This is a genomic window from Pseudomonas sp. P1_A1 (assembly GCF_056406935.1).
In genome coordinates this window covers 113568-132024 of the sequence record NZ_JBFTZE010000013.1, presented here as the reverse complement: position 1 = coordinate 132024, position 18457 = coordinate 113568, and the positions used below count along the sequence as shown (strand labels likewise).

Below are 18457 nucleotides of genomic sequence, written 5' to 3'. Positions count from 1 at the left end.
AGGTTCGGATGGACACCAGGTCTGGCGTGAGATCGGTGGAGCAAGCAAACAAGGCGTTGAATGAGCGCATGAGCGTGTACCCGTTTTTTGAAATTTTTATGTGGTGTTCAGGGTCTTTGGTAACCGAGTCCATGGGGTCGTGACCGGACTCAATGTGGTGTCGATGGTGCGCAGTGGACGAAAAATCGTCAATTCGCCAACCGCCATTGTGTTCGATAATCGCCCGCAAAACTAACCGGGTAGTACACTTTGAATTGCTGTGCGGATTCGTCAAGCCAATAATTTGCCCAACAAGAATGTCCCCACCACCGGGAGTCGACACATGCAGCGTTCCATTGCCACCGTTTCCTTGAGCGGTACCCTGCCGGAAAAACTAGAAGCCATCGCCGCCGCCGGATTTGACGGGGTGGAAATTTTCGAGAACGACCTTCTCTACTACGACGGCAGCCCACGGGAAATCAGGCAGATGTGCGCTGATCTCGGGATAGCGATCACACTGTTCCAACCCTTTCGGGATTTCGAAGGTTGCCGCCGCGATCGTCTGCCGCGCAATCTGGAGCGGGCCGAGCGCAAGTTCGATTTGATGCAAGAGCTGGGCACCGACCTGGTGCTGGTGTGCAGCAACGCCTCGGCCGACTCCATCGGCGATGAGCAGATCCTGGTCGACGATTTGCGCTTGCTCGCCGAACGGGCCGGCGCTCGTGGTTTGCGGATCGGTTACGAAGCGCTGGCCTGGGGCCGCCACGTGAACACGTATCAACAGGTGTGGAACATCGTTCGCCAGGCCGATCATCCGAACCTCGGCGTGTTGCTGGACAGTTTCCATACGCTGTCGCTCAAGGGTGACCCGAAGGCGATCGCCGAGATTCCCGGTGACAAGATCTTCTTCGTGCAAATGGCCGATGCACCGATCCTGGCCATGGACGTGCTGGAGTGGAGCCGGCATTTCCGTTGTTTCCCCGGCCAGGGCGAATTCGATCTGCCGGGGTTCCTCGCACCGATCATCAAGAGTGGCTACACCGGCCCGCTGTCGCTGGAGATCTTCAACGACGGCTTCCGCGCCGCGCCACCCCGGGCCAACGCCGCCGACGGCTTGCGTTCGTTGCTGTACCTGGAGGAGAAAACCCGCGAGCGTCTGGAACAGGAGGCCACGCCTGTGGCCAATCGCGACATTCTGTTCGATACCCCAGACGCCAGCGAATACAACGGCATCGAGTTTCTTGAGTTCGCCGTGGACGAAAGCCTCGGCGCCAAGCTGTCCCATTGGCTGGAGCGACTGGGTTTCGTCAAGGCCGGGCAACACCGTTCCAAGAGTGTCAGCCTGTTGCGTCAGGGCGATATCAACCTGATCCTCAACTCCGAACCTTATTCCTTCGCCCACAGTTTTTTCGAGGCCCATGGGCCATCGCTGTGCGCCACCGCCGTGCGGGTTAAGGACAGCGCCAGTGCGTTGGCCCGAGCCGTGGCTTACAAAGGCCAGCCGTATCGCGGGCTGGTAGGCCCCAATGAGCTGGAACTCGCCGCCGTGCGTGCGCCGGACGGCAGTCTGATTTACCTGGTGGACCAGGACGCCGACGTCTATGGCACCGACTTCAATCTGCAACCGGCGGCCGTGGCCAGCGGTGGCCTCAAGCGCATCGACCACATGGCCATGGCACTGCCCGCCGACAGTCTCGACAGCTGGGTGCTGTTCTATAAAAGCCTGCTGGATTTCGAAGCCGACGATGAAGTGGTGCTGCCCGACCCGTATGGTCTGGTGAAGAGCCGTGCCTTGCGCAGCCGTTGCAGTTCGATCCGCCTGCCGCTGAACATTTCCGAGAACCGCAACACCGCGATCTCACACGCGCTGTCGAGTTATCGCGGTTCCGGTGTGCATCACATCGCTTTCGATTGCGACGACATCTTTGCCGAAGTCAGCCGCGCCAAGGAGGCAGGCGTACCGCTGCTGGATATCCCGCTCAACTACTACGATGACCTCGCCGCGCGCTTCGATTTCGACGATGAGTTCCTCAGCGAGCTGGCGTATTTCAACGTGCTCTACGACCGTGATGCCCAGGGCGGCGAGCTGTTTCACGTGTACACCGAGCCGTTCGAAGGGCGGTTTTTCTTTGAAATCATCCAGCGCAAAAACGGCTATGCGGGTTACGGCGCGGCCAACGTGGCCGTGCGACTGGCGGCCATGGCCAAATCCCGAAGTGGTGGCGTACGTCAGACAAAGTTGTAGGAAAATCGTAAACACGGGTACAAAACCGCTGCCACGTGGCTTCCTTCACTGTGCGCAGCGGCCCATAATCGCCCACTTGTGCAGTGATGGCCGTGAGCCCGCAATGACAATAATTTCAGAACTCTCCGCAGCGCCCGAAAAGCCAATTGCCGAGCCTCGCAAGAGTCGCAAGAACAACCCGGAAAAAACCCGCGAGAACATTCTTCAAGAGGCTATTGTCGAGTTCGTCCAGCAGGGGCTTTCCGGTGCGCGCGTCGATGCGATCGCCGAGCGCATCCACACCTCAAAACGCATGATCTATTACTACTTCGGCAGTAAGGAGCAGCTCTACGTCGAGGTGCTGGAAAAACTCTACGGGGATATCCGCAGCACCGAAAGTCGCTTGCATCTGGCGGAACTGGCGCCGATGGAGGCGATTCGGCGGTTGGTGGAATTCACCTTCGATCACCATGATCGCAACGTCGATTTCGTGCGTATCGTCTGCATCGAGAACATTCACAACGCCGAGTATGTGAAGCGCTCCGATGCGATCAAGGCGATGAACAACACCATCCTCGATTCATTGGGCGAGATTTTGCGTCGCGGGGTCGCAGAGGGAGTATTCCGCGCTGGCCTCGATCCGCTGGATGTGCACCTGCTGATCAGTTCGTTTTGCTTCTACCGTGTGTCGAACCGTCATACCTTCGGTGAGATCTTTCAGATCGACTTGCCGGACGAAAGTATCAAGCAGCGTCATCGGGAGATGATCTGCGAGTCGGTGTTGCGGTATCTGCAGGCCTGACGCCTTCGCGGGCAAGCCTCGCTCCTACGGACGATGCTTGCCTGCGATGCTTTTCAACCATTCATGCTCTGAAAATGCGCCAGCATCCGCTGGGCATCCGGCACCACGCCGCTGAATAATTCAAACGCCTTCACCGCCTGAAACACCGCCATGTTGCCGCCATCCAGGGTTCGGCAACCCAGCGCGCGAGCATTGCGCAGCAGTTCGGTTTCCAGCGGGAAGTAAACGATCTCCGCCACCCACAACTGCGGCCGAAGCAGCTCTACCGGTACCGGCATGCCCGGCAGTTTTTTCATACCCATCGGCGTGGTATTCACCAGCCCGTCAGCCTGACCCAGCGTGCCCGGCAAGTCATGACCGGCCACGGCGCGGCCAAAACCGAAATGCTGATTGAGGTTGTCCGCCAAAGACTGAGCCCGACTGTGATCCACATCGAAAATGCTCAGCAGTTGTACGCCTTCGCTCAATAACGCGTGGGCCACCGCCGCGCCTGCGCCTCCGGCGCCCATTTGCACCACTCGCTCACGGGCAACGTCCTGCAGGCCGCGACGAAACCCTTCGGCGAAGCCCAGGCAATCGGTGTTGTGGCCGATGCGTTTACCGTCCTTCAACACCACCGTGTTCACCGCGCCAATACCGCGGGCTTCCGGCGACAACTCATCGAGCAACGGGATGATGGTCTGCTTGCACGGGAAGGTGATGTTCAGCCCGGTGAAATTCATCCGCTCGGCGGCCATCAGCAGGTCGGGCAGGGCGCCGCTGTCGAGTTTCAGCTGATCCAGATCGATCAACCGATACAGGTAGCGCAAACCCTGCGCATCGCCTTCGTGCTCGTGCAGCGCCGGAGTGCGGGAAGCCTGAATGCCGGCGCCGATCAGCCCGGCCAATACCACGGTGTTCTGTGTCATCACGCTTAACCCTTCAAACGTTGGCTGAAATGCTCCAGCGCCAAACGATAGCCGTGGCTGCCGAAACCGCACATCACCGCCGTGGCGATGGACGAGACAAAGGAGTGGTGCCGGAAGGGTTCGCGGGCATGGACGTTGGACAGGTGCACTTCGATCACCGGCAGTTCGCTGGCGACCAGGGCATCGCGAATGGCGACCGAGGTGTGGGTCCAGGCAGCCGGGTTGATGACGATCCCGGCGCAGCGGCCACGGGCGGCATGAATCCAGTCGAGCAGTTCGCCTTCATGGTTGGTCTGGCGAAACTCCACCTTCAAGTCGAACTCTTCGGCGGCGCGACCGCACAGCGCTGAAATATCCGTCAGGGTTTCGTGGCCATAAGTCGCCGGTTCACGGGTGCCGAGCAGGTTCAGGTTCGGGCCGTTGAGCACCAGAACGATAGGGGACATCGGGTCTCTCCACTTATTATTTTTGGCATTGGCCGAGCGTCTCAGCCTGTGGAGATAAATTGTACTAACTGGTTAATAAGGTCAATTGAAGAGGCGCCAGCCCTGGATTATTTGTGCGGTGATCGGACATGTGTAAAAAGATTGCAGCCTTCGGCAGCTCCTACAGGTGCACGCGTTTCAAATGCAGGAGCTGCCGAAGGCTGCGATCTTTTCAGCGAGGCAGATGCTCAACCAGAAAGTCGATGAATGCCCTGAGCCGCAACGGCACATGGCGGCTTTGCGGATACAGCAAAGTGAAGGGGCGGGAGCGCCCGCCATAGGGCTTGAGCACTTCCACCAGCGAGCCATCCGCCAGTTCGTTTTCGACGATGAAACGATAGGTTTGAAACAGCCCGGCGCCGTGTTTCGCCAGCGTCACGCCGCCCAATACATCATCGGAACAACAGTAATTACCCTCGGCCAAAATCTCCAGCGGTACGCCGTTATCGTTGAACAGCCAGGCAATCCGCCGTCCGCTGCTGGGCAGTTCGAACTGAATGCATTCGTGGTGCGCCAGGTCGTCGAGGGTCTGTGGCGTGCCGGCATGCTTCAGATAGTCAGGGCTGGCAATCATCACCAGTGCGGCATCCTCCAGCGGCCGGGCAATCAGCCCGGAGTCGGGAATCGCCCGCACACGGATGGCCATGTCATAGCCTTCGCCGACGAAATCGATGTTGCGATTGCTGATGTGCACCTCGACTTTCACGGCGGGAAAACGCGCCCGGAACGCCGGCAGCAGCGGCAGGATGCGGTGGTGGGCATAGGTGGTGGGAATGCTGATGCGCAAGGTGCCGGAGGGTTCCTGCTGTTGGCCCATGACTTCGCGCTGAGCCTCGACCAATTGCGCAAGGGCCTGACGGCATTCGTCGAAATAACGCCGACCACTGTCGGTCAGCTTGACGCTGCGGGTGGTGCGCGCGAACAGCCGCACACCCAGACGTTCTTCCATCCGCGACACCGAGCGGCTGACGGCAGCCGGTGTCACGCCCGCCACCAGGGCCGCGGCGGTAAAGCTGCCGGCTTCGGCGGCCAGGCAAAACAGTTCGATGCTGCCGAGTTGAAGATCGTCGAAATGTCGCTGCATGATTGATTACACCAAGAATCAAATGGGATGCCTGAGGTGGTATTTATCAAATGCAGACGTACAAATACAGGGTTCGTTTCAACAACAAGCGCCGTTGAGTTCATCACCGGCCAGATATTGGCAGTGAAAGGATTGCTTACTCTTTTTTGCCCTGATCGGCAGGGCTCGGTCGACCTGAAACGCTAGGCTCAAAGATGGTCAACTGATCGAACGGTTAGCGCCAGTTATCGGATTTTTCAGGGAATGGCGAATCTTCGGATTCTATAACCTAACGGATGGGTTAGCATGAATGTATGCCGCTACAAGGGGTTGTCACTGATAGTCATGTTGCGTGACGAGCATTGCCCGCCACATGTTCACGTCGATGCCGGTACGTGGTGCGCACGCTTCAGGTTCAGCTTCTGGCACAACGGCGTCGAGCTTTGGGATGTCGTCCCTCATTCGCATCGACCTCCTCTGGCCGTGCTGGAGGGATTGCGTCAGGCGCTCAGACAACCTGCCCATTTGCGGCGAGCCCGTGGCATCTGGTGGAGCAAATTGCAGACGGCCTGCCTCGACAATCAGTTATGGGATTGGCAGGGCAATGAAGTGGTCGTGATGAAGAGGGTTGCCAGCACGACTTACGTGATTGGTTCGGCTCACTATGAACCGGAAAGCAACAGGACCTTGCTGGCTCTGATGGGAGCGCCGGAGGACGTGGAGATCGAATTATGAAAACGATAAGCGCAAGAATGCAGGTGGATCATCCAGTGACCGAAGGCGCTCTGGATGAAGCAATTGAGAGTGGGGAATTACGCCGTCGCACTGGATTGAATGCGACAACAGTGATCTTCCTTGATCCATGTCTCGCTGTCGGTTTCGAGGATGGCAGCGGTGTGTTGTTGCCAGTGAAAAACTACCCGGAATTCGATGGTTTCGAGCCCGAGGATTTCGCCGGTCTGAAAGTCGGTTTCGCCGGAGCCGCACTTTGCCATGAAGACAAGGATCTGCAGGTGTCCATCGCCGGTTTGATTTCGGCGAGCAAACCGCTGATGGATATGGCGGCCTCGGTGATCGCCTCGCGCAATGGTCGCCAGAGTAGCGCCGCCAAGGCCGAGGCGGCACGGGCCAACGGCAAGAAGGGCGGTCGGCCGCGCAAGGTCGATACGGCTCTTTGATCGCCCACAAAAAAGCCGTCCCTAGGACGGCTGATTTGTAGGGGGGGGAGCAATCAACGACGGGTCAACAACACTCCGGACTCCATATGATGGGTCCATGGGAACTGGTCGAACATCGCGCATTGAGTGATGCGGTGGGTGTCGTTTAGTTGGGCGATGTTGGCCGCGAGGGTTTCCGGGTTGCAGGAGATGTAGAGGATGTTGTCGAAGCGCCGGGTCAGTTCGCAAGTATCCGGGTCCATGCCGGCACGGGGCGGATCGACGAACACGCTACCGAACTCGTAGCTCTTGAGGTCAATGCCGTGCAGGCGACGGAACGGGCGAACTTCGTTCAGGGCTTCGGTCAGCTCTTCGGCAGACAAACGCACCAGCGTGACGTTATCCACCGCGTTTTCGCTCAGGTTGCTGAGCGCTGCGTTGACCGAGGTCTTGCTGATTTCGGTGGCCAGCACTTTGCGCACGCGGGTAGCGAGTGGCAGGGTGAAGTTGCCGTTGCCGCAATACAGCTCCAGTAAATCGTCGGAACGATCGCCAAGGGCGTCATACGCCCAGTTGAGCATCTTCTGGTTCACCGTGCCGTTGGGTTGGGTGAACGCACCTTCCGGCTGGCGATAGCTGAAGGTACGGCCGCCGACTTCAAGTTTCTCGACCACGTAATCGTGACCGATCACTTCGCGTTTGCCCTTCGAGCGACCGATGATACTGACGTTCAGGTCGGCTGCCAGCTTCGACGCTGCCGCGTGCCAGTGTTCGTCCAGCGGGCGGTGGTAGCACAGGGTGATCATCGCATCGCCGGCCAGTGTGGTCAGGAACTCCACCTGGAACAGCTTGTGGCTCAGGGCGGCACTCGCTTGCCACGCCGCCTTGAGCTGCGGCATCAACTGGTTGATGCGCAGGCTTGCGATCGGAAACTCTTCGATCAGGATCGGCGTGCGTTTGTCTTCCTGGGAAAACATTGCGTAGTGGCGCTCGCCGGCTTCACGCCACAGGCGGAATTCGGCACGCAGGCGGAAGTTTTTCAGCGGTGAATCGAACACTGCTGGCTCGGGCGCACCGAACGGGGCCAGCAGGTCGCGCAGGCGCGTGACCTTTTCTTCGAGCTGAACGGCGTAGGCCTGGGAATCAAAAGTCATGCGTTGAACCAACCTAACTTGATCACGAACAGAATCGACAGAACCACCAACGCCGAGTTCAGCTCACGGCCACGGCCGGACAGCAACTTGATGGCGGTCCAGGAAATGAATCCGAACGCGATACCGTTGGCGATGGAGTAAGTGAATGGCATGGCCAGGGCGGTGACCACGACCGGTGCGGCGACGGTGATGTCGTCCCAGTCTATTTCCGCTAGCCCCGAGGTCATCAATACGGCGACGAACAGCAAGGCAGGTGCGGTGGCGAAGGCCGGTACGCTGGCGGCCAGTGGTGCGAAGAACAGCGCCAGCAGGAACAGAATCGCCACCACGACGGCGGTCAGGCCGGTGCGGCCACCGGCACTCACGCCGGCTGCGGATTCGATATAGCTGGTGGTGGTCGAGGTGCCCAGCAACGAACCGGCCATGGCCGCAGTGCTGTCGGCGATCAGGGCACGACCCATTTTCGGCATGTGGCCGTCCTTGCCCATCAGGCCGGCGCGCTTGGCGACGCCGATCAGGGTGCCGGAGTTGTCGAACAGGTCGACGAACAGGAACGCGAAGATCACGCTGACCAGACCGATGTCCAGTGCGCCTTTGATGTCCAGTTGCAGGAAGGTCGGCGCCAGCGACGGTGGCATCGACATCACGCCGCCGAACGGGCTGAAGCCCAGCAGGATGGAAACGATGGTCACCGACAGAATGCCGATCAGCACCGCACCGCGCACTTTCAGGGCCTCCAGGGCAACGATCAGGGCAAAGCCCAGGGTCGCGAGGATCGGCGCCGGTTGCTTCAGGTCGCCGAGGCCGACCATGGTCGCCGGGTTGCTGACGACGATGCCGGCGTTGTGCAGGGCGATCAGTGCCAGGAACAGGCCGATGCCGGCGGCGATCGCCGAGCGTAGCGCCAGCGGGATGCTGTTGATGATCCATTCACGGATGCGGAAGATCGACAGGAGGAAAAACATCACCGCCGAGAGGAACACCGCACCCAGCGCCACTTGCCAGGTGTGGCCCATGTGCAGGACCACGGTGTAGGTGAAGAAGGCGTTCAGGCCCATGCCCGGTGCCAGGGCGATCGGGTAGTTGGCGATCAGGCCCATGGTCGTCGAGCCGATGGCAGCTGCCAGACAGGTGGCGACAAACACCGCGCCCTTGTCCATGCCGGTCTCGCCGAGGATGCTCGGGTTGACGAACAGAATGTAGGCCATGGCCAAAAAGGTCGTGACGCCCGCCAGAATCTCGGTTCGCACGTTGGTGTTGTGTGCCTTGAGTTGAAACAGCCTTTCCAGCATGTCTGCTCCCCGTGGCGCGCCCGGCGCCGTGAATGTATCGACCTCAACAGCAAAGCACAGACCGCTGCAGGCGCCTGGGGAATTTTCTGTGGGTCGGAAAAAGCCGCGCATCATACCAGCAGCGTGGGGCTATGGCTGCTTATGGCTGCGATCGTCGTCGATGTTTTGCCAAAAAGGGAACTGCGCCATACTGCGCGCTGTTTTTTTGGGGTAGGGAAGGGCGGAATATGAAGTACATGAGCACCCGCGTGGTTGCCGCATCCGCAATATTGATCGCGTTGTTCCTGGGTGCCCAAACCGCCTCGGCAGCGACGGCTCCACCACTGAGTCAGGTCAAGGTACTCAAGGTCGAGTCGCCCAGCTGTGGCTTTGAAGATATTGCGGACAAGCAGGAGCAGACCCGTTGCGATCACAAGGGGCCGAACATCAAGGTGTACGTGCTGGAAGTCGGCTACGGTCGCGAAGCCCATGTTGCCCTGGACGGTTTCGAGGTGGATGGCACCCGGACCCCAGTCTGTGCTTTTGATACCGGTAACCTGACCGAGTGCTCAGTCGGGAAAAAAACTGTCGGCTATCTGTACATCTTCAACCTGGCAGGCAAGCAGGACGGCATCTTCACGTTCAGCAACACCTCGATCAATGCACCGGGCAACACGATGTCGACGCAGCTTTACATCAAGTAACGGCCAGGCTCGAACAAGGGTCAGGAAAGCTGACTACGCTTTAAAGATTATTCTCTGGACCGCGCCCATGACCTTTAGAGCCCTGATTACCCTCGCCGAGGGCATCGACGATCTGCAAACCGTGACCCTGATCGATGTGCTGCGCCGCGCCAAGGTTGAAGTGGTGGTGGCCAGTATCGAGTCGCGGCGCATGCTTACCTGCGCTCGCGGCACCCGCCTGACCGCCGATGCGATGCTGGTCGATTTGCTGGCCCAACCCTTCGACTTGATCGTTTTGCCCGGCGGCGCCGTGGGGGCGCAGCATTTGGCGGCCCATCAACCCCTGCAACAATTGATCAAGGACCAGGTCGCCGCCGGACGCTTGTTCGCCGGCATTGCCGAAGCGCCGGCGCTGGCGCTGCAGACTTTTGGCGTGCTGCGTCAGCGGCGTATGACGTGCCTGCCTTCCGCCAGCCATCAATTGTCGGGCTGCAACTTCGTCGATCAACCGGTGGTGGTCGACGGCAACTGCATCACCGCCCAGGGGGCGGGCGCGGCGCTGGAGTTTGCGCTGACGCTGGTGGAGCAACTCTGCGGTAAAGCCACGCGGTCGGCGGTGGCGGGGGAGTTGCTGGTGTAGAAGACTGCTTCAGGCCCTGACCTCTTCCATCGGCACATGCATGCGGTCGCGGTTGGCCAGGGTCGGGAACAGTTTGACCCAGACCCCGGTCACCATCAGTGTGCCGATGCCGCCCATCACCACGGCCGGCACGGTGCCGAACCAGTGGGCCGTCAAGCCAGACTCGAATTCGCCGAGCTGATTCGAAGCACCGATGAACAAGCCATTCACGGCACTGACCCGACCACGCATCTCGTCCGGGGTTTCCAGCTGCACGAACGAGGCGCGGATCACCATGCTGATCATGTCTGCCGCGCCTAAAACCACCAACACAGCGAGAGAGAACCAGAACGAAGTCGACAGGCCGAAAGCGATGGTTGCCACGCCGAATACACCCACGGCGGTAAACATCACCCGTCCGACGTTGCGTTCCACGGCAAATCGCGCCAGAAACAGCGACATCAGCAGTGCGCCCACCGCAGGGGCCGAACGCAGCAGGCCCAGACCCCAAGGGCCGGTCAGCAGAATATCTTTGGCGAACACCGGCAGCAGCGCAGTCGCGCCCCCCAGCAAGACGGCAAACAGATCCAGGGAAATCGCCCCGAGAATGTCCGGGCGGCTGCGAATGAAACGGATGCCTGCCAGCAGCGAATCCAGGGTTGCCTTGCCCTTGTTCAGCGGTGTCTGCCGAGCCGGTAGGTTAAGCATCAGCGCACAGGCGATGAGGTAGAGGATCACCGTCGGGCCATACACCCAGACGCTGCCGAAGGCGTAAAGCAAGCCGCCCAGTGCCGGGGCAACGATGGTGGCCGATTGCTGCGCAGATTGCGCGGCAGCAACCGCGCGCGGGAATAGAGCACTGGGCACGATGCTCGGCAGCAAGGCCTGGGTGGTTGGCATCTCGAAGGAGCGGGCGGCGCCGAGCAGGAATGCGAGGATGAAGATCATCTCCCGGGTGACATGGTCAGTCGCGCTGCCGATGGCCAGCGACAGGGCGATCAGCGCTTGCACGGACTGACAGATCGCCGCGACCTTGCGCCGGTCATAGCGATCCGCGACATGCCCGGTGTGCAGCATGAACAACACCCGCGGGGCAAACTCCACCAGACCCACCAGACCCAGATCGAGCACATTGCCGGTCAGTTGATACAGATTCCAGCCGATGGCCACGGTCAGCATTTGAAAGCCGCTGGCGGTAAATACCCGAGCCAGCCAGAACGCGATAAAGGGGCGGTGATGACGTAACAGCAGGGGCGCTTGGCTGGGCATCTGAAGGCAAGTCTGGGTGAGGGGAAGGGCGAGATTATCACCAACCTGTAACCAGAGGTTGCGAGCGCGGAAAATTTAGTTAGCTAGACACCGATCCCAGGTATTGCTGTCTCCTTGTGGCGATGCGGCGTTCCGACAAGCCCCCTCGCCACAGTGAGTGATCCTCCCAATAAATGTATTTCATGTCGTTGCCAAACCCGTGAGGCAACCTGTCACGCGGCAATAGACCACACCGTCCATCGGCAAAAATGCGACTACTCTTTCAACGTTGCTTGATCCAGATCAAGACCCTTCGTGGAAATGATCCGGAGGCCAGATGGCCAGATTCCCTACGTTGTGATGATGGTAGAAAAAGAACGAATTCAAGTTCGCCACACTCCATATCCGTGGGGGCAGTGGGTGTAGGCCGCAAGCCTTCAGCCGGTATTACCTGACAGAGGAAGACTTATGTTCGGTTTGGAGGCACTTGATCTCGCCCGGATTCAGTTCGCGTTCACCATTTCGTTCCATATCCTGTTCCCGGCCATCACGATTGGCCTGGCGAGTTACCTGGCGGTACTCGAAGGCCTGTGGCTGAAGACGCACAACGACACTTACCGCGATCTGTACCATTTCTGGTCGAAGATCTTTGCCGTCAACTTCGGCATGGGGGTGGTGTCCGGCCTGGTCATGGCCTATCAGTTCGGCACCAACTGGAGCCGCTTCTCGGATTTCGCCGGTTCCGTGACCGGGCCGTTGCTGACCTACGAGGTACTCACCGCGTTCTTCCTGGAAGCCGGTTTCCTTGGCGTCATGCTGTTCGGCTGGAACAGGGTCGGACGCAACCTGCACTTCTTCGCCACGGTCATGGTCGCCATCGGTACCCTGATTTCCACCTTCTGGATTCTGGCTTCCAACAGCTGGATGCAGACCCCGCAAGGTTACGAAATCGTCAACGGGCAAGTCATCCCGGTGGACTGGCTGGCGGTGATTTTCAACCCGTCGTTCCCCTACCGGCTGATGCACATGGCCACGGCGGCGTTCGTCGCTACCGCTTTCTTCGTCGGTTCGTCGGCGGCCTGGCATTTGCTGCGCGGCAAGGACAACCCGGCGATCCGCACCATGCTCTCGATGGCCATGTGGATGGCGCTGATCGTGGCGCCAATTCAGGCCGTCATCGGTGACTTCCACGGTCTCAATACCCTCAAGCATCAGCCGGCGAAAATCGCTGCAATCGAAGGTCACTGGGAAAATGTCGGCAATGAACCGACCCCGTTGATCCTGTTCGGCTGGCCGGACATGAAAGCCGAAAAGACCAAGTTCGCGGTCGAGATTCCGTACCTGGGCAGCCTGATCCTGACCCACACCCTGGACAAACAAGTGCCGGCGCTCAAGGAGTTCCCGCCTGAAGACCGGCCGAATTCGACCATCGTGTTCTGGTCGTTCCGGGTCATGGTCGGCCTGGGTTTCCTGATGATCTTCACCGGTTTGTGGAGCCTGTGGCTGCGCAAGCGCGACACGCTGTATACCTCGCGTCCGTTCCTGTACCTGGCGCTGTGGATGGGCCCATCCGGCCTGATCGCGATTCTCGCTGGCTGGTTCACCACTGAAATCGGCCGTCAGCCGTGGGTGGTCTATGGCTTGATGCGCACGGCGGATGCGTCCTCCGGGCACAGCTTCGTGCAGATGAGCATCACCTTGATCATGTTCGTTGTGGTGTATTTCGCGCTGTTCGGTGCCGGCCTTGGCTACATGATGCGCCTGGTGCGCAAAGGGCCGAAGATCGACGAAGGCAAGGAAACCAACGAGGGTGGTCCTGGCCAGAAACGCACGCCGGCCCGTCCGCTGTCCGCCGCCGACGACAACGGTGACGGCGATCACAACCACAGCCTGACCAAGGAGATTTGAATCATGGGTATTGATCTTCCGCTGATCTGGGCCGTGATCATCATCTTCGGCATCATGATGTACGTGGTCATGGACGGCTTCGACCTGGGGATCGGGATTCTTTTTCCGTTCATCAAGGGCAAGACCGACCGTGACGTGATGATGAACACCGTCGCCCCGGTCTGGGACGGCAACGAAACCTGGTTGGTATTGGGCGGCGCGGCTTTGTTCGGCGCCTTCCCCCTGGCCTATTCGGTGGTGCTCTCGGCGTTGTACCTGCCGCTGATTTTCATGCTGATCGGGCTGATTTTCCGTGGCGTGGCCTTTGAGTTTCGCTTCAAGGCCAAGAACGCCAAGCGCCATCTCTGGGACAAGGCATTCATCGGCGGCTCGATCGCCGCCACCTTTTTCCAGGGCGTGGCATTGGGTGCGTTCATCGATGGGCTGCCGGTGGTCAATCGTCAGTTTGCCGGTGGTTCACTCGACTGGCTGACACCGTTCACGATGTTCTGTGGCGCGGCGCTAGTAGTAGCTTATGCGCTGCTCGGTTGCACCTGGCTGATCATGAAGACCGAGGGCAAGCTGCAGGAACAGATGCATGACCTGGCGCGACCATTGGCCTTCGTGTTGCTGGCGGTGATTGGCATCGTCAGCGTCTGGACGCCGTTGGCCCACGCCGAGATCGCCGCACGCTGGTTCACCCTGCCGAATCTGTTCTGGTTCCTGCCAGTGCCGATTCTGGTCCTGGTAACTCTGTACGGTCTGATTCGCGCGGTGGCTCGCAATGCGCATTACACGCCATTCCTGCTGACCCTGGTGCTGATCTTCTTAGGCTACAGCGGTCTGGGTATCAGCCTGTGGCCGAACATCGTGCCACCGTCTATTTCGATCTGGGACGCTGCCGCGCCGCCGCAGAGCCAGGGCTTCATGCTGGTGGGCACGCTGTTCATCATCCCGTTCATCCTGGGTTACACCTTCTGGAGCTACTACGTGTTCCGCGGCAAGGTCACCCACGAAGACGGTTACCACTAGCCCATACGAGTACGGCGCAAGGTTGATACCTGCGCCGTTGCAGAGGAGAACGCGATGATGGCTGGCAAACCTGATTTGCAGGAAATCGAAGCCGCAGAGAAAAAGCCGCTCTGGCAACGGCTTGGCTGGCTGGCGTTGATCTGGGCCGGCAGCGTTGGGGCACTGTTTATCGTGGCCACGCTGATGCGCATGTTCATGAATGCCGCGGGCCTGAGCACCCACTGAAATTCCCATCCCGTTGCCTTGCGGCACGGATTTATGACCCTCCTGCGACGGAGGGTTTTTTTTGCCTGCTTTTATTTGCGTGCCTTGAGAATCACGAATTTGGGGGTGGCGGCCACTTGTTCGACGCCGCGGAACAACCGCGCAAGCTTGCTGTGATAGCCCAGATGACGGTTGCCGACGATGTATAGCGCGCCGCCCACCACCAGCGCTTCGCGCGCCTGCTGGAACATCCGCCAGGCCAGGAAATCGCCGACCACTTGCTGTTGGTGGAATGGCGGATTGCACAGCACCACGTCGAGGGATTGGGGTTCCTGCCCCGCCAACCCATCGCCGGCACGCACGATCACGTCACGATCACCCAGCGCCGCGCGCCAGTTTTCAGCGGCCGATTGCACGGCCATGAATGACTCGTCCACCAATGTGTAACGGGCCTCGGGGTTTTGCAGGGCGCTGGCGATCGCCAGCACGCCGTTGCCACACCCCAGATCGGCGACCCGCGCTGTGCCGAGGTTGTTCGGCAAGTGCGGCAGAAAGGCTCGCGTGCCGATATCCAGCCCTTCGCGACAGAACACGTTGGCGTGATTGAGCAGTTCGATTGCAGGCGTGTCGAGTCGATAGCGCGTCGGGTATGGAGAGACCGCGGGGGCTTTGGCTTCGGGCGTGGCGATCAGCAGCCGAGCCTTCTTCACGGCCAGCGAGGCTTGCACCGGGCCGATGTAGCGCTCCAGCAGATCGCCCGCGGCACGTGGCAGGTGCTTGACCATCGCGGCGGCAATCACTTGAGCACCGGGAGCCAATTGACCCTGTAGCCGGATCAGTTGCTCTTCCAGCAAGGCCAGGGTTTTCGGTACCCGGATCAATACCCGGTCAAACGGCCCGACGAAGGCTTCGCTGGCAGGCACCCTCGGCACCGCGTCAAACGCCTGGCCGTTGCGCATGAGGTTTTTTTCGAGCCCCTGAAAGGCCAGAAATGAATCGCCGCTGCTGGTCACCCGGACCTTGCTCGCCAGGCTAACGGCCAATGCGCCGAAGCTGTCGTTGAGTACCAGTACGCGAGTATCAGCTGTCGGTTGTTGCCCGGCCAGATGATTGAGCAGGTATTCGTCTGCGGCATCAAACGCTTGCAGCGGTTCGTTCTGCTGTTCTGGCTGGCGGATCAGGTCGAGTTTGGCGAAAGAAGTTTCGAGCAGAGGCATGAGGCGGAGGGCTCTGGGTAGTCAGCGGAGATAATCAATGAGTGGCCGCCGGACGTTGTAGCGGGCGGAGCCATCCGAGCGGACTGCGTCGTGGACGCTTCACACGACATCACTCGGGATGGAGCGCAGATGGTACGTTTTTTTGGTCTGGATTACTTGCAGGGATTACCTGATTCGAACAGCTTCAGATGACGCCTGCTTTCGCTGCCCTGATCACCGCCGCGATCTTGTTATTGACGCCAAGTTTGTGGATAGCGTTCTGTATATGGAAACGCACAGTGCTTTCGCTCAGGCAGAGGATGATTGCGATCTCGCAGGCCGTCTTGCCGTCGGCTGAATATTTCAGCACCTCGATTTCTCTGCATGACAAACTCACTGTGGGCGGCTTCAGCGAGGAGGCTGGCAGGTCTTTCGCGACAAGTCCGTGCAGGTGACGGCCAATGAACATCGCGTAGCCCAGGTTTTTGTACAGGTCATAAGCGGTAATCGGGCAATGGGTTCTGGCCACGCTCAGGATGCTGCAAAGCCCGTTCTTATCATGAACGGATTGGGACCAACCGTAGTGCAACCCCTGGTTTTTTTGCGCTTGCCACAGCCGTGGTGTTTTTGAATAGCACTCTTCTTGCCAGAGAATCGGCACTTCGGATTCATGGCAGTGGGCTAGTATTGGATCAATCGCATCGTAATGCTCGTTTTGATATTTCGTGTTCCATTCGCTAGGGTAATTATTCAGATATATCTTATGGTGGTGTGCCCCTGTTGTTGGGGATGTTATTGAAAATGCACAAAAATTAAAGCCCAGATTTTTAACGAGGTTAAGCGATATCTCGTACGCGGGCTCTATTTTTTGAGCGCAAGAAAGCTGTGTTAGCTGTGACTCCTTCCACACTTTCATTTGGTAACTCCATGCGAACTTTCTTGGGGGGGTGCCGATTGGATCCAGGATCCGGCACGTCCCAGAGTGTAGGAGAGTTCTTACAGGCATGCTGAACTATTTTGCTCTTGAAAAATCCCGTAGCTGCATAACTGGTTCTTAGCGTTGTTTTAGGGTTATACAAAATCAACACTCCGGTATTAATTCCTTATTGCACTGCCCAAGTCTCTGCACGAATAACACTACAAACCATCGGTGTTTACGTCGTCTGCTTTGGGGGACACTGGTGTCATCTGTTGATCGGAGCGGCCCATGACTGCCAGTGTTGAAAAATTCACTCGTCAGACCTTGCTTGAGGTCCAGCCGTTGACTCCGAACCTGTTCACCCTGCGTACCACCAGGGATGCGGGCTTTCGTTTCCGAGCGGGGCAGTTCGCCCGGCTGGGTGTCACCAAGGCAGACGGCAGCACGGTATGGCGGGCTTACTCCATGGTCTCGTCGCCCTATGACGAGTTCCTCGAATTCTTCTCTATTGTTGTGCCGGGAGGGGAGTTCACCAGTGAACTGAGTCGACTGGAAGCTGGCGATACGCTGCTGGTCGATCGTCAGGCCTTCGGTTATCTGACGCTGGATCGCTTCGTCGATGGCCGTGATCTTTGGTTGTTATCCACAGGCACGGGCGTGGCGCCGTTCCTGTCGATCCTGCAGGATTTCGAAGTGTGGGAAAAATTCGAACGAATCACCCTGGTCTACAGCGTGCGCGAAGCGCGGGAGCTTGCGTACCAGGAACTGATTGCGGGGCTGGTGCAGCGTGACTATCTCACCGAGTACGCGCACAAACTGCAATTCATTCCCACCGTCACCCGCGAACAGCATCCGGGTGCCTTGAATGGGCGGATCACCAGACTCCTGGAAAATGGCGAACTGGAACAGACGGCCGGTGTAGCGCTGACAGCCGAGCATTCGCGGGTGATGCTCTGCGGTAACCCACAGATGATCGATGAGACGCGCAAGCTACTGAAACAACGGGACATGCACTTGAGCCTCAGTCGTCGACCTGGCCAAGTGGCGGTGGAAAACTACTGGTAAACAAACGGCGCCCGAGGGCGCCGTTTCTCTGGGTAATCAACTATCAGGCCGATTGTTCTGAGCCTTGAGCAGATCACGGATCTCGCTCAGCAGTTCTTCTTCTTTAGTCGGAACCGGCGGCAGGGTTGGCGCAACGGCCTCTTCGCGTTTCAGACGGTTGATGGCCTTGACGCCCATGAAGATCGCGAAGGCGACAATGATGAAGTCGATCATGCTCTGGATGAACTTGCCGTAGGCCAGCATCACCGCCGGGACATCACCGTTGGCAGCCTTGAGCGTAATGGCCAGGTCACTGAAGTCCACCCCACCGATCAGCAGTCCGATGGGTGGCATCACCACATCGCCGACAAATGACGTAACGATTTTGCCGAAGGCGGCGCCGATGATAATACCCACCGCCATGTCGACCACATTACCTTTGACCGCGAAGGCCTTGAACTCACTTATCACGCCCATAGGTTATTTCCTTGTTACAGATGAGGTTGGTGAACGCAGTGTAAATCAGCAAAGCGCCCGTTGCTTGAAACGCCTTCTTACAATGCCCGTGTCTATCGACACATC

General features: G+C 58.9%; 19 protein-coding genes. 10 read left to right on the top strand and 9 right to left on the bottom strand.

The genetic code is table 11. The features are described from left to right. Positions 1-322: 322 nt before the first annotated feature. Positions 323-2224, top strand: coding sequence for a 3-dehydroshikimate dehydratase QuiC (quiC, locus tag AC1D2Q_RS19880; RefSeq protein WP_477814281.1), 1902 nt, complete (start codon positions 323-325; stop codon positions 2222-2224). A 103-nt stretch (positions 2225-2327) separates the two neighbouring features. Next, complete coding sequence (locus AC1D2Q_RS19875) at positions 2328-3005, top strand: TetR/AcrR family transcriptional regulator (protein ID WP_477814280.1); 678 nt, start codon at positions 2328-2330, stop codon at positions 3003-3005. Positions 3006-3058: 53 nt separating this feature from the next. Here AC1D2Q_RS19875 and AC1D2Q_RS19870 read toward each other — a convergent pair whose 3' ends face one another. From AC1D2Q_RS19870 to AC1D2Q_RS19860, 3 genes are all read right to left on the bottom strand, one after another. Beyond that, positions 3059-3913 (bottom strand): shikimate dehydrogenase, encoded by an 855-nt coding sequence (locus AC1D2Q_RS19870; RefSeq protein ID WP_019581304.1) that lies wholly within the window; start codon positions 3911-3913, stop codon positions 3059-3061. 5 nt (positions 3914-3918) lie between these two features. After that, positions 3919-4359 (bottom strand): type II 3-dehydroquinate dehydratase, encoded by a 441-nt coding sequence (gene aroQ, locus AC1D2Q_RS19865; protein ID WP_477814279.1) that lies wholly within the window; start codon positions 4357-4359, stop codon positions 3919-3921. 211 nt (positions 4360-4570) lie between these two features. Beyond that, entirely contained in the window at positions 4571-5482 is a 912-nt protein-coding gene (locus AC1D2Q_RS19860) for a LysR family transcriptional regulator (protein WP_477814278.1), read from the bottom strand. A gap of 285 nt (positions 5483-5767) precedes the next feature. Between AC1D2Q_RS19860 and AC1D2Q_RS19855 the strand changes: the two genes are divergently transcribed. Both AC1D2Q_RS19855 and AC1D2Q_RS19850 read left to right on the top strand, forming a co-directional pair. Then, the gene (locus AC1D2Q_RS19855; RefSeq protein WP_477814277.1) at positions 5768-6196 is read left to right on the top strand and encodes a DUF4160 domain-containing protein; all 429 of its coding nucleotides are present in this window, start codon (positions 5768-5770) and stop codon (positions 6194-6196) included. Next, complete coding sequence (locus AC1D2Q_RS19850; protein WP_477814276.1) at positions 6193-6639, top strand: DUF2442 domain-containing protein; 447 nt, start codon at positions 6193-6195, stop codon at positions 6637-6639. The genes AC1D2Q_RS19855 and AC1D2Q_RS19850 overlap by 4 nt, the downstream gene beginning before the upstream one ends. A gap of 53 nt (positions 6640-6692) precedes the next feature. Here AC1D2Q_RS19850 and trmA read toward each other — a convergent pair whose 3' ends face one another. Both trmA and AC1D2Q_RS19840 read right to left on the bottom strand, forming a co-directional pair. Next, positions 6693-7772 carry a tRNA (uridine(54)-C5)-methyltransferase TrmA gene (gene trmA, locus AC1D2Q_RS19845; protein ID WP_477814275.1) on the bottom strand — a complete coding sequence of 360 codons (1080 nt, stop codon included), beginning with the start codon at positions 7770-7772 and terminating at the stop codon, positions 6693-6695. Then, positions 7769-9064, bottom strand: a complete 1296-nt coding sequence (locus AC1D2Q_RS19840; protein WP_018925809.1) for an NCS2 family permease — start codon at positions 9062-9064, stop codon at positions 7769-7771. Before AC1D2Q_RS19840 ends, trmA begins: the two co-directional genes overlap by 4 nt. Before the next feature lie 227 nt (positions 9065-9291). On the opposite strand from AC1D2Q_RS19840, the gene AC1D2Q_RS19835 reads away from it, so the two are divergent. Beyond that, on the top strand, positions 9292-9747 hold the full coding sequence (locus AC1D2Q_RS19835) for a DUF4879 domain-containing protein (RefSeq protein ID WP_477814274.1): 456 nt from the start codon (positions 9292-9294) through the stop codon (positions 9745-9747). A gap of 67 nt (positions 9748-9814) precedes the next feature. Continuing rightward, on the top strand, positions 9815-10366 hold the full coding sequence (locus tag AC1D2Q_RS19830; RefSeq protein ID WP_477814273.1) for a DJ-1 family glyoxalase III: 552 nt from the start codon (positions 9815-9817) through the stop codon (positions 10364-10366). Positions 10367-10375: 9 nt separating this feature from the next. Here AC1D2Q_RS19830 and AC1D2Q_RS19825 read toward each other — a convergent pair whose 3' ends face one another. Further along, positions 10376-11614, bottom strand: a complete 1239-nt coding sequence (locus tag AC1D2Q_RS19825; protein WP_477814272.1) for an MFS transporter — start codon at positions 11612-11614, stop codon at positions 10376-10378. Between the two features lie 447 nt (positions 11615-12061). On the opposite strand from AC1D2Q_RS19825, the gene AC1D2Q_RS19820 reads away from it, so the two are divergent. From AC1D2Q_RS19820 to AC1D2Q_RS19810, 3 genes are read left to right on the top strand one after another with little or no spacing between them, the layout of a single operon-like run. Next, positions 12062-13501 carry a cytochrome ubiquinol oxidase subunit I gene (locus AC1D2Q_RS19820; RefSeq protein ID WP_477814271.1) on the top strand — a complete coding sequence of 480 codons (1440 nt, stop codon included), beginning with the start codon at positions 12062-12064 and terminating at the stop codon, positions 13499-13501. Between the two features lie 3 nt (positions 13502-13504). Beyond that, positions 13505-14512 (top strand): cytochrome d ubiquinol oxidase subunit II, encoded by a 1008-nt coding sequence (cydB, locus tag AC1D2Q_RS19815; protein WP_477814270.1) that lies wholly within the window; start codon positions 13505-13507, stop codon positions 14510-14512. Between the two features lie 57 nt (positions 14513-14569). Then, positions 14570-14737, top strand: coding sequence for a DUF2474 domain-containing protein (locus AC1D2Q_RS19810; RefSeq protein ID WP_081625770.1), 168 nt, complete (start codon positions 14570-14572; stop codon positions 14735-14737). Positions 14738-14808: 71 nt separating this feature from the next. Here AC1D2Q_RS19810 and AC1D2Q_RS19805 read toward each other — a convergent pair whose 3' ends face one another. Beyond that, positions 14809-15933, bottom strand: coding sequence for a methyltransferase (locus AC1D2Q_RS19805; RefSeq protein WP_477814269.1), 1125 nt, complete (start codon positions 15931-15933; stop codon positions 14809-14811). A gap of 184 nt (positions 15934-16117) precedes the next feature. Continuing rightward, complete coding sequence (locus AC1D2Q_RS19800; RefSeq protein ID WP_477814268.1) at positions 16118-16828, bottom strand: autoinducer binding domain-containing protein; 711 nt, start codon at positions 16826-16828, stop codon at positions 16118-16120. Between the two features lie 291 nt (positions 16829-17119). On the opposite strand from AC1D2Q_RS19800, the gene AC1D2Q_RS19795 reads away from it, so the two are divergent. Beyond that, positions 17120-17896: a ferredoxin--NADP reductase gene (locus tag AC1D2Q_RS19795; RefSeq protein WP_477814267.1), complete on the top strand. Its 777-nt coding sequence runs from the start codon at positions 17120-17122 to the stop codon at positions 17894-17896. A gap of 36 nt (positions 17897-17932) precedes the next feature. Here AC1D2Q_RS19795 and mscL read toward each other — a convergent pair whose 3' ends face one another. Then, positions 17933-18352 carry a large-conductance mechanosensitive channel protein MscL gene (gene mscL / locus AC1D2Q_RS19790; RefSeq protein ID WP_477814266.1) on the bottom strand — a complete coding sequence of 140 codons (420 nt, stop codon included), beginning with the start codon at positions 18350-18352 and terminating at the stop codon, positions 17933-17935. Between the last annotated feature and the right edge of the window lie 105 nt (positions 18353-18457).

What these genes read in the sequence shown, in the direction of transcription:
- AC1D2Q_RS19825 (WP_477814272.1), bottom strand. Translation starts at nt 11,614, where the DNA reads ATGCCCAGCCAAGCGCCCCTGCTGTTACGTCATCACCGCCCCTTTATC.
- aroQ (WP_477814279.1), bottom strand. Translation starts at nt 4,359, where the DNA reads ATGTCCCCTATCGTTCTGGTGCTCAACGGCCCGAACCTGAACCTGCTC.
- AC1D2Q_RS19810 (WP_081625770.1), top strand. Translation starts at nt 14,570, where the DNA reads ATGGCTGGCAAACCTGATTTGCAGGAAATCGAAGCCGCAGAGAAAAAG.
- quiC (WP_477814281.1), top strand. Translation starts at nt 323, where the DNA reads ATGCAGCGTTCCATTGCCACCGTTTCCTTGAGCGGTACCCTGCCGGAA.
- AC1D2Q_RS19795 (WP_477814267.1), top strand. Translation starts at nt 17,120, where the DNA reads ATGACTGCCAGTGTTGAAAAATTCACTCGTCAGACCTTGCTTGAGGTC.
- AC1D2Q_RS19820 (WP_477814271.1), top strand. Translation starts at nt 12,062, where the DNA reads ATGTTCGGTTTGGAGGCACTTGATCTCGCCCGGATTCAGTTCGCGTTC.
- AC1D2Q_RS19855 (WP_477814277.1), top strand. Translation starts at nt 5,768, where the DNA reads ATGAATGTATGCCGCTACAAGGGGTTGTCACTGATAGTCATGTTGCGT.
- AC1D2Q_RS19850 (WP_477814276.1), top strand. Translation starts at nt 6,193, where the DNA reads ATGAAAACGATAAGCGCAAGAATGCAGGTGGATCATCCAGTGACCGAA.
- AC1D2Q_RS19830 (WP_477814273.1), top strand. Translation starts at nt 9,815, where the DNA reads ATGACCTTTAGAGCCCTGATTACCCTCGCCGAGGGCATCGACGATCTG.
- AC1D2Q_RS19835 (WP_477814274.1), top strand. Translation starts at nt 9,292, where the DNA reads ATGAAGTACATGAGCACCCGCGTGGTTGCCGCATCCGCAATATTGATC.
- cydB (WP_477814270.1), top strand. Translation starts at nt 13,505, where the DNA reads ATGGGTATTGATCTTCCGCTGATCTGGGCCGTGATCATCATCTTCGGC.
- AC1D2Q_RS19840 (WP_018925809.1), bottom strand. Translation starts at nt 9,064, where the DNA reads ATGCTGGAAAGGCTGTTTCAACTCAAGGCACACAACACCAACGTGCGA.
- AC1D2Q_RS19805 (WP_477814269.1), bottom strand. Translation starts at nt 15,933, where the DNA reads ATGCCTCTGCTCGAAACTTCTTTCGCCAAACTCGACCTGATCCGCCAG.
- mscL (WP_477814266.1), bottom strand. Translation starts at nt 18,352, where the DNA reads ATGGGCGTGATAAGTGAGTTCAAGGCCTTCGCGGTCAAAGGTAATGTG.
- AC1D2Q_RS19875 (WP_477814280.1), top strand. Translation starts at nt 2,328, where the DNA reads ATGACAATAATTTCAGAACTCTCCGCAGCGCCCGAAAAGCCAATTGCC.
- trmA (WP_477814275.1), bottom strand. Translation starts at nt 7,772, where the DNA reads ATGACTTTTGATTCCCAGGCCTACGCCGTTCAGCTCGAAGAAAAGGTC.
- AC1D2Q_RS19860 (WP_477814278.1), bottom strand. Translation starts at nt 5,482, where the DNA reads ATGCAGCGACATTTCGACGATCTTCAACTCGGCAGCATCGAACTGTTT.
- AC1D2Q_RS19870 (WP_019581304.1), bottom strand. Translation starts at nt 3,913, where the DNA reads ATGACACAGAACACCGTGGTATTGGCCGGGCTGATCGGCGCCGGCATT.
- AC1D2Q_RS19800 (WP_477814268.1), bottom strand. Translation starts at nt 16,828, where the DNA reads ATGAAAGTGTGGAAGGAGTCACAGCTAACACAGCTTTCTTGCGCTCAA.